This window comes from Collinsella aerofaciens (assembly GCF_041537385.1).
Taxonomy (GTDB): domain Bacteria; phylum Actinomycetota; class Coriobacteriia; order Coriobacteriales; family Coriobacteriaceae; genus Collinsella; species Collinsella aerofaciens_BV.
The window spans coordinates 548,466-562,064 of record NZ_JBGORS010000001.1 but is presented as its reverse complement, the minus strand read 5'-3'; the positions used below and the strand labels follow the sequence as shown (position 1 = coordinate 562,064).

Genomic DNA, 13,599 nt, shown 5'->3' with positions numbered 1-13,599 from the left:
TGTGCTGATTTTTGCTATTTAACCTGATATTGCACGGTTTTTGACCTTGAAATGACTTGCACCTGACCGATGTTTTAATTAGCTACCAAGGGCGAAAGGAAACAGCCATGAGCAAGGAAAAAGTCGTTCTCGCATATTCCGGTGGTCTTGATACATCCGTATGTGTCAAGTGGCTCCAGGACGAGAAGAATCTCGATGTCGTTTGCGTCTGCGGCAACGTGGGCCAGGAGGAGACCGGCCTGGATGCCAAGAAGCAGAAGGCGCTCGACCTGGGCGTTCTCGATTGTCAGGTGCTCGACCTGCGCGACGAGTTCTCCGATGAGTTCCTGACCAAGGCCATCGCTGCCAACTCCATGTACGAGAACAAGTATCCGCTGCTCTCTGCTCTGTCCCGTCCGCTGCTTGCCAAGAAGCTCGTCGAGGTCGCTCACGAGTTTGGCGCCACGTATGTCGCCCACGGCTGCACCGGCAAGGGCAACGACCAGGTTCGTTTTGAGGCTGCCGTCAAGGCCCTCGACCCTGGGCTCAAGGTTATCGCCCCGGTTCGCGAGTGGGATCTGAAGTGCCGTCCCGACGAGGTCGCCTATGCCCACGCCCACAACGTGCCGGTTCCCGAGGGTGCCAACGACAACCCCTATTCCATCGACGACAACCTGTGGGGTCGCGCCATCGAGTGCGGTCACCTGGAGGATCCCTGGAACGAGCCGCTCGACGACGCCTGGGTTATGACCAAGAACCCCGAGGACACGCCCGACACCCCGACCTACACCGAGATTGAGTTTGAGGCCGGCAAGCCCGTCGCCGTCGACGGCAAGAAGATGAAACTCTCCGAGATCGTCATCGCGCTCAACAAGATTTCGGGCGACAACGGCTTTGGCCGTCTCGACCTGGTTGAGGATCGTCTGGTGGGCCTCAAGAGCCGCGAGTGCTATGAGGTTCCCGGCGCCCTGACGCTCATCACCGCCCACAAGGCACTCGAGGATATTTGCGTTGAGGGCGACCTGCTCAAGACTAAGATTAAGCTCGAGCAGGATTGGGCCACCGCCGTGTACAACGGCCAGTGGTACAGCCCGCTCAAAAACGCGCTCGACGCCTTTATGGCCGACACCCAGAAGTTCGTGACCGGCACCGTCCGTCTGAAGTTCTTTAAGGGCAACTGCCATGTCGTCGGCCGCAAGAGCCCCTTCAGCCTCTACGATTACGGCCTGGCCACCTACGACCGCGACACCACGTTTGACGAGAAGGCCAGCGCCGGCTTTATCGAGATCGATACGCTGTCGCTCAAGACGTGGGCTAAGGTCCAGGGTCCCAGCTCCGCTGCCGTCCAGGCTTAAGCCTTCCTTCCCTTGGTATCCGCGCGGCCCATCCGCGTGATACATAACGGGTGCACGGGGTCCCTACCTTTCGTTATGCTTGCTGACACTTCTTAACATCGGTGGCCCCTACGTTCCGCCCGCATATATGATGCCGCGTCTGCGGCTGAGTCCGAGCCCCGCCGGGGTTGTCCGGCGGGGCTCCTTCTATCAATTTGGCGGCCCTGCGCCTATATATATGAGGAGTATCCATTATGTTCAGTGCTATCGCGCATGCCTTACTTGCCCTCGCGCCCGAGTTCGATGCTGCAAAGGTCGAGGATGTCCCTATGAGCCTGAAGGCCTGGATCGATGGTTCGCAGGGCAACATCCGGAGGGAAACGTTGGGCGCCAAGTGCATGGCGCGTCACTTCTTTGCAAATTAGCTACATGGCCCCGCGCACGGCAGGGAGTGTGTAAAACTAGCGGTTGAAAAATCGCTTTAGCGACAGGGCGCATTGCTTTGGGCGCTTGTTTTGGTATTTGATGAAAGGGGACGGTTCCATGGCTCTTTGGGGCGGTCGTTTTGAGGCAGGCGTGGCTGAGGTCACGCAGGAGTTTGGCGCGTCGTTGCCGGTCGACAAACATCTCTATAAGCAGGATATCGCCGGCTCTAAGGCACATGCCAAGATGCTGGCGACCCAGGGCGTTATCAGCGCCGAGGACGAGCAGGCGATTGCCGAGGGTCTGACCGGAATCGAGCAGGATATCGATGCCGGCAACTTCACCTTCGACATCAACGACGAGGACATTCATATGTCCATCGAGAGCGAGCTGACGCGCCGCATCGGCGAGGCCGGTAAGCGCCTGCATACCGGGCGTTCGCGCAACGACCAGGTGGCGACCGATACGCGCCTGGGCGTCAAGGCGCTGGCCAAGGAGCTCATAGAGGCCAATCTTGAGCTGCGCCATGTGCTGGTGGATGCGGCCAAGAAGTATGACAAGGTGATTCTGCCGGGCTACACGCACATGCAGCATGCTCAGCCCGTGCTGCTGTCGCATCATCTGCTGGCGTATTCCTGGATGTTCGCGCGCGACTTTACACGCCTGAAGGCCGCCTTTGATGCTGCCGACAACTGCCCGCTGGGCGCTGCCGCGCTTGCCGGTACGAGCTATCCGCTCGATCGTCAGATGACGGCCGCCGAACTTGGCTTTGCGGGCGTGATCCCCAACTCGCTCGATGCGGTTTCCGACCGTGATTTCCTCCTCGACCTGCATTACGCCGGCTCCGTCATGGCGATGCACCTGTCGCGTCTTTCCGAGGAGATCGTGCTGTGGTCGAGCTCCGAATTCGGCTTTATCACGCTTTCCGACTCCTACTCCACTGGGTCGTCCATCATGCCGCAGAAGAAGAACCCCGATTTTGCCGAGCTTATCCGCGGCAAGAGTGGCCGAGTCTATGGCAACCTGGTGCAGCTGCTTGTGACTATGAAGGGCCTGCCGCTGGCCTATAACAAGGACTTGCAGGAGGACAAGGAGGGCGCGCTCGATACCGCCCATACGCTTATGCAGTGCCTGTCCGTTATGGCGGGCATGATCTCGACCTGGACTGTCAACGAGGATGCCATGGCGCGCGAGTGCGGCGTGGGGCACCTTGCCGCCACCGATGTTGCCGATTACCTGGCTAAGCGTGGCCTGCCGTTCCGTGAGGCGCATGCCGTGGTGGGCCATCTGGTCCTGATGTGTGAGAAGCGCGGCTGCAATCTTGAGGACCTGCCGTTTGAGGTGTTCCAGGAGGCAAGCCCGCTCTTTGAGCGCGATATTACCGAGGCGCTCGACATCCCGTCGATTGTCGCCGCGCGCACGACCGAGGGCGGCACCGCTCCTGCCGCCGTTGCCGTGCAGCTGCAGCGTGCCGAGGCACAACTCATTGCCGACGAAGGTGTGTTTGGCTCGTTAACCAAGGTCGTCGAGATGGGCCACGGAGCTAATTAGCTTATAGGATGCGTCTGTCTGGTGCGTTCATCATATCTTGCCTTTACGGGTGCTCGCTACGGTGGGCGCCCGTTTTGTTATAGGGAAGGAAGGAGCTTGTCGAGAACTTTTGTAGGACCTTTGGGCAGGTTGTGATGGGGGTGCGTTCACGGGCGGCAATCGACCGTCCGTTCTGTTCGTTGCAGTTGGAAGTGGGGCGGATGGTACTCTAGTCGGGCTTCGGAACAGAAGTGACACATATGGAGCGCTTCAATTAATAATAACGCTTCAATAAACGGCTTTTTGTTTAACTGCAGCTAGAACTCTGTTACGATGCAGTCCAGGCGGGTGCCGGAATGGGACTTGGGCACGCGCGAACCTACTTGAAAGGCTACCTTATGGCTATCGAGAAGACCTTCATCATGATTAAGCCCGACGCTGTGCGCGATCGCAAGATCGGCGAGATCGTTGCTCGCATTGAGCGCAGCGGTCTTGTCATCGAGCGCATGGAGATGACCACGCTCGAGCGCGCTACCGTCGAGGAGCACTACGCCCATCTGGCCGACAAACCCTTCTTTGGCTGTCTGTGCGACTTTATGACGAGCGGTCCGGTCGTCAAGATGGTTGTTTCCGGTCTTTCCGCCGTCTCCAAGATGCGCACCCTTATGGGCGCCACCAACCCGCTTGATGCTGCCCCCGGCACCATCCGCGGTGACTTCGCCGTCGATGTCAACGCCAACGTGATTCATGGCTCCGACTGCCTGGAGAACGCCGAGATCGAGATCAAGCGTTTCTTTGGCTAAACCAGCTTTGACTCCTTAAAGCTGTTAGCGTGTGGCTTGGGCGCCGCGGAACTCCATCCGCAGCGCCCTTTTATTCCAAAATCTATGAAGGGGCCCGCTCGGACATGTGTTCCGAGCGGGCCCCTGCTGTTAGCTTGTGGCGCTAAGTGGTTTAGGCCTCGTCGACAACCTTGAGGCCGCGCGTGTGGTCGATCTCGTTGAGGAGGTTAACGCGACGCTCGTGACGGCCGCCCTCAAATTCGGCGTCGAGCCACTCGTCGACAATCATCTTGGCGAGCTCGGAGCCCACGACGCGGGCACCAAAGGCGAGCACGTTGGTGTTGTTGTGCATGCGGGAGAGCTTGGCGCTGAAGGGCTCGGAGCATACGACGGCGCGTACGCCCTCGACCTTGTTGGCAGCCAGGCTAATCCCGACGCCGGTGCCACAGATCAGGATACCCAGGTCGACGTCGCCGTTGGCAACGGCCTTACCAACCTTGTAGCCGGCGATGGGGTAGTCAAAGCTCTCGGAGGAGTCGGTGCCAAAGTTCACGACCTCGCAGCCGCGCTCCTTTAGGTGCTCGGAAATGATGTTCTTGAGCTCGACGGCGGCGTGGTCGTTACCGATACCGATCTTCATGGATGGTTCCTCTCTGGTCTATGCGGCGCAAATGCTAAAGGTGTTTACCGCGTTCGACTGCATGATAGCGCGACTTTTGTGTAAACGCTCGGGCGTTTTTTGGTCAAACGCTTTAGCAGGCAATAAGACCTGCTTTTCATGAATGAATGCCGCCAGTTTGTGCTTGAGCGCCGTCCGCCGGAACCATGGTTGCGGTTTTTGATGCATTGTTATCAAATAAAAGGGCTAATTATTTTCGAGAGCCCAGCCCGTTATGCAAGCAGGAGATACCTATGCCTACCGATTCCCTTCGTGATGCCGCGTTTTGCGATGTTTTGAACCGCGAGCTTGTCTGTGCGCTCGGCTGCACCGAGCCTATTGCCGTTGCCTATGCAGCGGCGTTGGCGAGCCAGACGCTCTGTTGCGAACCCGATCATATGGACGTTGCCTGCTCGGGCAACATCATCAAGAACGTTAAGAGCGTGACCGTGCCCAACTCGGGCGGTATGCACGGTATTGAAGCTGCGGCCGTGTTGGGTGCCGTGGGCGGCGACGCCAAGAGCGCGCTCGAGGTGCTCGAGAGCGTTAACGACGAAGATCGTGCTCGCGTGACCGAGCTCCTCGCTGACGCCGGCTACTGCGATGTGTCGCTTGTCGAGGGTGTGCCCAACCTCTACATCAAGGTGACCGCCACGGCCGGGGGCCATACCGCGGTCGTCGAGATTACCGACCACCACACCAATGTCACGTGCCATACGCTCGACGGTATTCCGGTGTGCGGCAAGTCGGCGGGGGAGTGCGCCGCCTGCGCCGAGCGCGTCGTGGCTGAGCGGGCGGCAGATAAGGCCGACACGCCCATGTCGATTGAGTCCATCATCGACTTTATCGAGGGCGGCGACATTGAGGGCGCCCGCGCTGCCGTTGAGCGTCAGATTGAGCTGAACGGCGCGATCAGTGCCGAGGGCCTCGCGCACGCTTGGGGCGCCGAGGTGGGCCGTACGCTGCTGGGCGCTCGTGCCGATGACATCGCCTGCCGGGCCCGTGCCCGTGCGGCCGCCGGGTCCGACGCTCGCATGAACGGCTGCGCGCTGCCGGTCGCTATTGTGTGCGGCTCGGGCAATCAGGGCATTACCTGCGCCTTGCCCGTCATGGAGTATGCCGAATACCTGCGCTGCGACCACGAGCGCCTGGTGCGCGCCGTGATGCTGTCCGATCTTATCGCCGTGCATATCAAGAGCTATATTGGTGCGCTCTCGGCGTTTTGCGGTGCTATCTGCGCCGCGTGCGGCGCCGGCGCTGCGATTACCTGGCTGTGCGGTGGCACGCGCGAGCAGATTGGCGCGACGGTTTCGAACACGCTCGGTAACGTTGGCGGCATCGTGTGCGATGGCGCCAAGGCGAGCTGTGCCGCCAAGATTTCGGCTGCCGTCGATGCGGCGATTCTGGGACATGATATGGCCATGCAGGGTCGCGGCTTCCGTGCCGGCGAGGGCCTGATCCAAGATACCGTTGAGCAGACGATCGCCAGCATGGGCTACGTAGGCCGCGTGGGCATGAAGGACACCGACGTCGAGATCCTCAACATCATGATCGGCAAGACTCGAGTCTGTTAAGACAGTTCGTCGGCTACTTGGTGTTCGTAGAAGGCTTCTACTACGGCGTTGAAGTCGCGGGCGAAGTCTTCCATGGTTCCGCGCCAGGTGGCTCGGCCGGGTTTTCCCTGACCAACATAGGCAGTCTGAATGCCACAGGCGGGGCTGGGGAAGTCACGCTTGGGGTCGTTGCCCACCATAAGGACCTCGTGCGGCTCGAGCCCCATCACCTGAAGCTGCTCTAGATAGTAGGTGGCATCGGGCTTGCAGCGGGTGGTGTTTCCCATGTGCGTGACGAGCTCAAAGGGGGCGTCGGCCAGGTCGCCCCAACCCATGCGGCACTCGATGGCCCCCTGCGGAAAGCTGGGGTTTGTGAAGAGCGCGCAGCGCAGCCCTGCGTCCTGTACGGCCTGAAGCGCGGCGTGTGCGCCCGGCATGGCGTGGGCGTTGATGACGTCGTCGTTCTTATGCGGAAGAACTTCGCGGTCGTAGTAGGTAAATGCCTCGTAGATGATGGGATCGGAGAGGCAGATGCCGCACCTGCGCTCGACCTCGGTGCGGTAAAACTCAAGATTGGTGCGGTTGTCCGTGCCGCTTCGACGGTTGGCGTTGAGGTCGACCAGGATGGTGCCGAGGCGTGCCATCGTGCCACCGCGGCTGCGGCGCCCGATATCCGCGAGCATCGACGAGACATCCTTAAAATAACGAAGGATGAACGCGTTGAGGTTGATGCTAAGAAGCGTCTCGTCCATATCGAAAACGACTGCTTTGAGCACGCGGGCACCTTTCTCGAAATAACGTTCCAGAATCGTTGGTTCCGGATACTTTACCCCAAAGCCGTATGCCTAACGGCCTATCGTCAACTTACGGAGACGGTCGTCCACAAGATTGCGAAAAAGTCTCCATACGAGTAAAAAATCGCAGTTCGCGCTTGAAATCGAAGTAATTTCCCCGTAATCTATACGAACGTGATTGCATAAGCGTCACATTAGTATCTGTCGGCTCCCGAGTGTTCCTAAACGTTGTGTGCTTGTCGCACCCTTCTGTAGGTCCTAGCAATCGGGGCCCCGTAGTTCGAAAGGGGTCCACCTTTGAGTGAGATTCAGAACTCGTCCATTTTCTCTCTTGACGATGTCAACGAGGAGGAGATGAACAACCTCATCGACGGTACGATTACCGATTTTGATGAGGGCGATCTCGTTAACGGCACTGTCGTTAAGATCGAGCATGACGAGGTGCTCGTTGACATCGGATTCAAGTCCGAGGGCGTTATCCCGGTCCGCGAGCTGTCCATCCGCAAGGACGCTAACCCTGCAGACATCGTTGCACTCGGTGATCCCATCGAGGCCCTGGTTCTCCAGAAGGAGGACAAGGACGGTCGTCTGGTCCTCTCCAAGAAGCGTGCTGAGTACGAGCGTGCTTGGAACCGCATCGAGGAGAAGTTCAACTCCGGCGAGAACGTCGAGGGCGAGGTTATCGAGGTTGTCAAGGGCGGCCTGATCCTCGACATCGGCCTGCGTGGCTTCCTGCCCGCTTCCCTCGTCGACCTCCGTCGTGTTAAGGACCTCACCTCCTACATGGGCACCCGCATCGAGGCCCGCGTCATCGAGATGGACCGCAACCGTAACAACGTTGTCCTCTCCCGTCGCGTCGTGCTCGAGGAGTCCCGTAAGGCCGAGCGCTCTGAGATCCTTTCCAAGCTCAAGTCTGGCATGCGTCTCCAGGGCACCGTTTCCTCCATCGTCGACTTCGGCGCCTTCGTCGACCTCGGCGGTATCGACGGCCTCATCCACATCTCCGAGCTCTCTTGGAACCACGTCAACCATCCTTCCGAGGTTGTCAAGGTCGGCCAGGAGGTCGAGGTCGAGGTTCTCGACGTCGATCTCAACCGCGAGCGCATCTCCCTGGGTCTCAAGCAGACCACCGAGGATCCGTGGCGCGCACTGGTCAAGAAGTACCCCGTCGGCGCTATCGTCGAGGGCACTGTGACCAAGCTTGTCCCGTTTGGCGCTTTCGTCGACCTGGGCGAGGGCATCGAGGGCCTGGTGCACATCTCCGAGATGGCCAACAAGCACGTCGATCAGCCTTCTCAGGTCACCCACGTGGGCGACAAGGTTCAGGTCAAGGTCATGGAGATCGACCTCGACCGTCGTCGTATCTCCCTGTCCATGAAGTCCGCTGCTGAGACTCTGGGCGTCGAGATCGAGGTTACTCCGCTGCCTTCCGAGAAGAAGGACGAGGAGACCGACGCCGAGTAAATCGGTTTGACGATCACTTGTTTTAAGGGATCCGTCCGCAATGGACGGGTCCCTTTTTGCATTTGCTGCTGAGGTGTTCGGTAGTGCCCGCGCGTAATGCTGTTTGGGTTATTCGCTTGCTATTGAGTTGACGGCGCATGAAAAAATGCCGACATCCCGCCTCGGGGAGGAGGCGGGAACGCACCGAGTAGACGGAGGGGTGCGGAGCGCGGTCGCGTCTCGACTGACGACGTTGCCCATCGACGGGACTATTGTAGCGCATGGGTGGTTCTTGGTTTATCGTGCGAGCGCTTGCGTTGTGCCATTGTGTGTGCTGGCGGTGTGCTACACTCTTGCACTGCTGAGTGGGCCAGACGGTCGCGCGATGTGCTGCTTGCAGCACGCGTGAGGAAAGTCCGGGCTCCAGAGGGCGGGATGCCGGCTAACGGCCGGGCGGAGTGATCCGACGGAAAGCGCCGCAGAAAAGAAGACTCCCACCTGCGCCGCAAGGCGTAAAGGGAAAAGCTGAAACGGTGGTGTAAGAGACCACCAGCGTCGTGGCAACACGGCGGCTTGGCAAGCCCCATCCGGAGCAAGCGCGAATAGGAACGCTATGGGCCGGCCCGGTCCGCGTTCGGGTAGCGTGCGTGGAGCTGCGCGGTAACGTGCAGACAAGATAAATGATCGTTCACGACAGAACCCGGCTTATAGGCCCACTCAGCTTTCTTGTTGACGCTGCGACGACGTCAGCTGGCCGATTTGGCGCTCATTCGTCGGTCGCCGCCATAAGGCGTGCTCCCTCCTCTTTCGGGCCAAATCGACTCAGCTGACGCCTTCTCGCTGTTGGTGACGGCATCATTGGCGTTTCCGTTCTTGTTGGCGAGGGCAACGGTACACCCTTTGCCGTATTATTGAGGCTGTTTGTTGCTTTGCTTGTTGTTGAGGGGCTTTGTTGGACAGCTATTTTACTTTGCAATCGAATATTGAGGCTACGGGTGAGTTCGTCGATCGCAAGAGTCGGTTTATTGCCCAGCTGGTCCATATTGAGTCCGAGGACGAGGCGAATGCCTTTATCGAGATGGTTCGCAAACGTCATTACGACGCTCGACACAATGTTCCCGCGTGGATTTTGGTCGATGGACGCGAGCGCCAGAGCGATGATGGTGAGCCGAGCCGCACGAGCGGTATGCCGACGCTAGAGGTTTTGCGCGGCGCGGAGCTCAAAAATGTTTGCTGCGTAGTGACGCGCTATTTTGGTGGCACGCTGTTGGGGCCTGGTGGCTTGGTACGCGCCTATACCGCGGCGACGCAGGCGGCGGTGGCCGCGGCTCAGGAGGCCGGGCAGATCGTTGAGATGACAAGCGTCGTGCCGGTTGACGTGCATGTGGCCTATCCGCAGTACGAGCAGGTGCTTCGCTTGGCGCAGGATTCGGGTGCCAAGGTTTCGGATACCGATTACGCGGATGCCGTGACACTTCATTTGGTGTTTAAGGCGGGGGAGCAGGAGCCATTTTGTGCCAAGACGCGCGAGCTTATGGCGGGGCGCGAGGAGATTGAGGTCGGCGCTCCCGAATTTGCCGAGTTCTAACGGCGACGGCCGGCGTGCTTTTGGGTGGATTCCAAGCGCGCCGGCCGTCGTTTTGCTGTTGCTGCCGTTTACTCGGCGAGCTGCTTTAGCATATCGCAGGCGATCTCGATGGCATCGTCGATGCAGCCGGGGCAGCTGCGGAGCGGACCCTTGTCCGATCCGATGCCCTTGAGCGTGCCACAGACGGTCGTGGTGTTCTTCTCGCCAAAGCGCTTGGCAATCTCGCGCGACAGTTTGTAGGTCTGGCCCTTGGTCTTGGGGTTTTCCATGCCGTCGCTCATTACAAATCCCATGATGGCCACGGCGCCCGAGGTGGCGCCGCAGGTTTCGGTCATGCCGCCCATGCCGGCGCCAAAGCCTTCGGTGAGGGTAAAGGCGACCTGGGGGTCGAGCCCCACAGCGGGCGCGAGCGTGCAAGCGACAGCCTGGGCGCAGTTAAAGCCGCGGGCGTGGTACTCGGCAGCCTGAGCCTGGCAGGCGGCAGTGTTGAGCTGGGTGGTATCGATCTGCTTCATCGGTGTCTCCTTGATTGCGGTGTACCCGCCTATGGTACCCTTGCCGGCGCATTCGCTTATCGAGACCGCAGTGCATATCTCATTGTTTTTCGCCATCGAACACTTTCTTAAGATTTGGGACAAATAAACCTGATTAAATTGTCCCATAACCTATCGGCGGGATGGGTTGAGAGGGGTGCGCGGTAGCGGTATCGTGAACCGAATAAAAACAAAACCCAAGTAAGGGAGTTGGATATGAGCGAGCAGACCATCGGTACCACGTGTGTTCAGGGCGGTTATCGCCCGGGTGATGCAGAGCCGCGTCAGGTGCCTATCTACCAGTCAACCACGTGGAAGTATGACACGTCCGAGCACATGGGCAAGCTGTTTGACCTGGAGGAGTCGGGCTACTTCTACAGCCGTCTGCAGAACCCCACGTGTGATTTGGTTGCCGCCAAGATCTGCGAGATGGAGGGCGGCACCGCTGCAATGCTCACGAGCTCGGGCATGGCGGCGAACTTCCTTGCGATCTTTAACGTTGCCGGTGCCGGCGATCACGTGGTCGCCAGCTCTGCCATCTACGGCGGTACCTACAACCTGCTCGCCCATACCATGGAGCGCATGGGCTTGACCTGCACGTTCGTTGCCCCCGACTGCACCGACGAGGAGCTCGAGGCGGCATTTGAGCCCAATACCAAGCTCGTCTTTGGCGAGACGATCGCCAACCCCGCCCTCGCCGTGCTCGATATTGAGCGCTTTGCCAAGGCCGCACATGACCACGGCGTGCCGCTGATGGTCGACAACACCTTCCCGACGCCCGTGATGTGCCGTCCCTTTGAGTGGGGCGCCGACATCGTTACGCACTCCACCACCAAGTACATGGATGGACATGCTGCCTACCTGGGCGGCGTGATCGTCGACCACGGTCAGTTTGACTGGATGGCCCATGCAGACAAGTTCCCGGGTCTCACCACGCCCGACGAGAGCTACCACGGCGTGACGTATGCCGAGAAGTTTGGTCGCGAGGGTGCCTTCATTACCAAGGCCACCGCGCAGCTCATGCGCGATCTTGGCCCCATGCAGAACCCGCAGGCGGCATTCTTCTTGAACAGCTCGCTCGAGAGCCTGCATGTGCGCATGCCGCGTCATTGCGAGAACGGCCTGGCCGTTGCCAAGTTCCTGCAGAGCCATCCCAAGGTGCGCTTCGTGAGCTATCCGGGCCTGGAGGGCGACAAGTACTATGACCTGGCTCAGAAGTACATGCCCAACGGTACCTGCGGCGTCGTGAGCTTTGGCTTTAACGGTGGTCGCGCGGCGGCCGAGACCTTTATGAAGAGCCTCAAGCTCGCCCAGATCGCCACGCACGTGGCCGATGCTCGCACCTGCTGCCTGCATCCCGCTAACGCCACGCACCGTCAGATGAACGATGAAGAGCTCATCGCCTGTGGCATCTCTGCCGACATGGTGCGCCTGTCGTGCGGCCTCGAGGACACGGCCGATCTGATTGCCGACCTTGAGCAGGCGCTCGAGCAGTGCTAGGCTAGCGTTCGCACAAGGCGCCGATGCTGGCAGAAAGCTTCGGTGACCTTCCGTTCCGATTCCGTAGGCGGGACCCCAATCGCAACTGTTCGCAGGCGATGGGGCCCCGTTTTTTGTGTTGCGCCACTCGAAAGGATGGATATGGAGAAAACCGCAGAGCAGCTGCGCCGCGAGCACATTGCCCTAGAGGGCGACACCCACGGCAAGAACAAGTGGGCGATTCTGTTTACCGTGCTCATCATGACGTTTATGTCGTGTCTGGATTCGACCGTCGTGACCGTGGCGTTGCCCGTGATGCAAAAGGAGCTGGGCGTGGGCCTCGACCGCATCCAGCTGGTGAGCTCGGTGTATCTGCTTGCGACATGCGTGGCCATGCTGCCGTTTGGCCGCCTGGGCGACGTGCGCGGCAAGGTGGGTGTATTCCAGCTGGGCGTAATCGTCTTTACGGCCGGCTCGCTGCTTTGTGGCCTTTCGGCCTCGCTCGAAGTTCTTATTCTGGCACGCATCGTTCAGGGCGTCGGTTGCGCGGCGGCCATGGCCAACAACATGGGTATCATCACCGAGTCGTTTCCGGCTCGCGAGCGCGGTCGTGCCATGGGTATTCTTGCGACCTTCGTGGCCCTCGGCATGATGTGTGGCCCCGTGCTGGGTGGCATGCTGGTGGCAAGCTTTCCCTGGGAGAGCATCTTCCTCATCAACCTGCCCATTGGCGTCATCTCGTTTATCGTGGGGCTCTACACGCTACCGCATGTTAAGCCGGAGGCCGGCGAGCGCCCCATGTCCCTGATCGAGGCTGCTCGTCGCTGCTTTGCAAATTCGGCCTTCACCATCAACCTTGCCTGCATGCTCATCGTGTTCGTTGGTATTGGCGCATCTGAGTTTATCCTGCCGTTTTATTTTCAGGACGCCCACGGCTTTGGTTCTGACATTTCCGGATTGCTCTTTTTGGCGTTACCGATGGTGAATGCCTTTATCGGCCCGCTTTCGGGTACGGTTTCGGACCGTGTTGGCTGCGAGGGCCCCACGGCGGTCGGCCTGGGCGTGTACGTATGCGGTCTTTTTGCGGTAAGCACGCTCGACGAGCACTCTTCCATCCCTGTAATCGTGTGCTGCGTCGCGTTTATGTCGTGCGGTACGTCGATTTTCCAGAGCCCCAATAACTCGCTGTACATGGGCTCGGCTCCGCGCGAAGCGCTCGGCTTTGCTGGCAGTCTGGGTGGCCTGGCGCGCTATGCGGGTATGGCAGTGGGCATTACGGCGGCATCGCATATCCTGCATGGGCAGATGAGCGTGGCGATGGGCGAGGCCGTGACCAGTTTCGTTGCAGGCCGTCCGGATGTATTCCTATTCGGCTTTCGCTCGGTGTTCTACGTGCTCATGGCTGTGGCCGCTGTGGGCTTTGCGCTCGCCATGGTGCGTTTGGTGAAGATGCGCGCCCGCCATTAGCGTGTTGGGAGGCTTTCTGCCACGATTCGCGCCGTC

At 59.6% G+C, this 13,599-nt stretch carries 12 protein-coding genes and 1 other RNA gene; 10 read left to right on the top strand and 3 right to left on the bottom strand.

Features of this window, described 5'->3' with window-relative positions:
* Window positions 1–107: 107 nt before the first annotated feature.
* From ACEG18_RS02550 to ndk, 4 genes are all read left to right on the top strand, one after another.
* Window positions 108–1,334, top strand: coding sequence for an argininosuccinate synthase (locus tag ACEG18_RS02550; RefSeq protein WP_372541129.1), 1,227 nt, complete (start codon window positions 108–110; stop codon window positions 1,332–1,334).
* Window positions 1,335–1,567: 233 nt separating this feature from the next.
* A complete protein-coding gene (locus ACEG18_RS02545) occupies window positions 1,568–1,738 on the top strand; it encodes a hypothetical protein (protein ID WP_372541128.1) in 171 nt (56 codons plus the stop codon).
* Between the two features lie 118 nt (window positions 1,739–1,856).
* Window positions 1,857–3,287 carry an argininosuccinate lyase gene (gene argH / locus ACEG18_RS02540; protein WP_372541127.1) on the top strand — a complete coding sequence of 477 codons (1,431 nt, stop codon included), beginning with the start codon at window positions 1,857–1,859 and terminating at the stop codon, window positions 3,285–3,287.
* Between the two features lie 377 nt (window positions 3,288–3,664).
* Window positions 3,665–4,069: a nucleoside-diphosphate kinase gene (ndk, locus tag ACEG18_RS02535; RefSeq protein WP_368130167.1), complete on the top strand. Its 405-nt coding sequence runs from the start codon at window positions 3,665–3,667 to the stop codon at window positions 4,067–4,069.
* Between the two features lie 151 nt (window positions 4,070–4,220).
* Here ndk and rpiB read toward each other — a convergent pair whose 3' ends face one another.
* Window positions 4,221–4,688: a ribose 5-phosphate isomerase B gene (gene rpiB / locus ACEG18_RS02530; RefSeq protein WP_372541126.1), complete on the bottom strand. Its 468-nt coding sequence runs from the start codon at window positions 4,686–4,688 to the stop codon at window positions 4,221–4,223.
* 272 nt (window positions 4,689–4,960) lie between these two features.
* Between rpiB and ACEG18_RS02525 the strand changes: the two genes are divergently transcribed.
* Window positions 4,961–6,280, top strand: coding sequence for an L-cysteine desulfidase family protein (locus tag ACEG18_RS02525; protein ID WP_372541125.1), 1,320 nt, complete (start codon window positions 4,961–4,963; stop codon window positions 6,278–6,280).
* Here ACEG18_RS02525 and ACEG18_RS02520 read toward each other — a convergent pair.
* Window positions 6,277–7,035 (bottom strand): HAD family hydrolase, encoded by a 759-nt coding sequence (locus ACEG18_RS02520; RefSeq protein WP_195644689.1) that lies wholly within the window; start codon window positions 7,033–7,035, stop codon window positions 6,277–6,279. The two genes, ACEG18_RS02525 and ACEG18_RS02520, sit on opposite strands and share 4 nt — an antisense overlap.
* A 315-nt stretch (window positions 7,036–7,350) precedes the next feature.
* Between ACEG18_RS02520 and rpsA the strand changes: the two genes are divergently transcribed.
* From rpsA to ACEG18_RS02505, 3 genes are all read left to right on the top strand, one after another.
* Complete coding sequence (rpsA, locus tag ACEG18_RS02515; RefSeq protein WP_022095232.1) at window positions 7,351–8,517, top strand: 30S ribosomal protein S1; 1,167 nt, start codon at window positions 7,351–7,353, stop codon at window positions 8,515–8,517.
* A 341-nt stretch (window positions 8,518–8,858) separates the two neighbouring features.
* Window positions 8,859–9,220: RNase P RNA component class A (gene rnpB, locus ACEG18_RS02510), an RNA gene on the top strand.
* A 225-nt stretch (window positions 9,221–9,445) separates the two neighbouring features.
* Window positions 9,446–10,084, top strand: a complete 639-nt coding sequence (locus tag ACEG18_RS02505) for a YigZ family protein (protein WP_372541124.1) — start codon at window positions 9,446–9,448, stop codon at window positions 10,082–10,084.
* 68 nt (window positions 10,085–10,152) lie between these two features.
* Here the strand turns inward: ACEG18_RS02505 and ACEG18_RS02500 are convergent, their stop codons facing one another.
* Window positions 10,153–10,599, bottom strand: coding sequence for a C-GCAxxG-C-C family protein (locus tag ACEG18_RS02500; protein WP_372541123.1), 447 nt, complete (start codon window positions 10,597–10,599; stop codon window positions 10,153–10,155).
* Between the two features lie 234 nt (window positions 10,600–10,833).
* Here ACEG18_RS02500 and ACEG18_RS02495 point away from each other — a divergent pair, with 234 nt between their 5' ends.
* Window positions 10,834–12,117 (top strand): O-acetylhomoserine aminocarboxypropyltransferase/cysteine synthase family protein, encoded by a 1,284-nt coding sequence (locus tag ACEG18_RS02495; protein ID WP_022095229.1) that lies wholly within the window; start codon window positions 10,834–10,836, stop codon window positions 12,115–12,117.
* 141 nt (window positions 12,118–12,258) lie between these two features.
* A complete protein-coding gene (locus ACEG18_RS02490) occupies window positions 12,259–13,563 on the top strand; it encodes an MFS transporter (protein ID WP_372541122.1) in 1,305 nt (434 codons plus the stop codon).
* Window positions 13,564–13,599 lie beyond the last annotated feature (36 nt).

What these genes read in the sequence shown, in the direction of transcription:
- ACEG18_RS02550 (WP_372541129.1), top strand. Translation starts at nt 108, where the DNA reads ATGAGCAAGGAAAAAGTCGTTCTCGCATATTCCGGTGGTCTTGATACA.
- ACEG18_RS02545 (WP_372541128.1), top strand. Translation starts at nt 1,568, where the DNA reads ATGTTCAGTGCTATCGCGCATGCCTTACTTGCCCTCGCGCCCGAGTTC.
- argH (WP_372541127.1), top strand. Translation starts at nt 1,857, where the DNA reads ATGGCTCTTTGGGGCGGTCGTTTTGAGGCAGGCGTGGCTGAGGTCACG.
- ndk (WP_368130167.1), top strand. Translation starts at nt 3,665, where the DNA reads ATGGCTATCGAGAAGACCTTCATCATGATTAAGCCCGACGCTGTGCGC.
- rpiB (WP_372541126.1), bottom strand. Translation starts at nt 4,688, where the DNA reads ATGAAGATCGGTATCGGTAACGACCACGCCGCCGTCGAGCTCAAGAAC.
- ACEG18_RS02525 (WP_372541125.1), top strand. Translation starts at nt 4,961, where the DNA reads ATGCCTACCGATTCCCTTCGTGATGCCGCGTTTTGCGATGTTTTGAAC.
- ACEG18_RS02500 (WP_372541123.1), bottom strand. Translation starts at nt 10,599, where the DNA reads ATGAAGCAGATCGATACCACCCAGCTCAACACTGCCGCCTGCCAGGCT.
- ACEG18_RS02495 (WP_022095229.1), top strand. Translation starts at nt 10,834, where the DNA reads ATGAGCGAGCAGACCATCGGTACCACGTGTGTTCAGGGCGGTTATCGC.
- ACEG18_RS02490 (WP_372541122.1), top strand. Translation starts at nt 12,259, where the DNA reads ATGGAGAAAACCGCAGAGCAGCTGCGCCGCGAGCACATTGCCCTAGAG.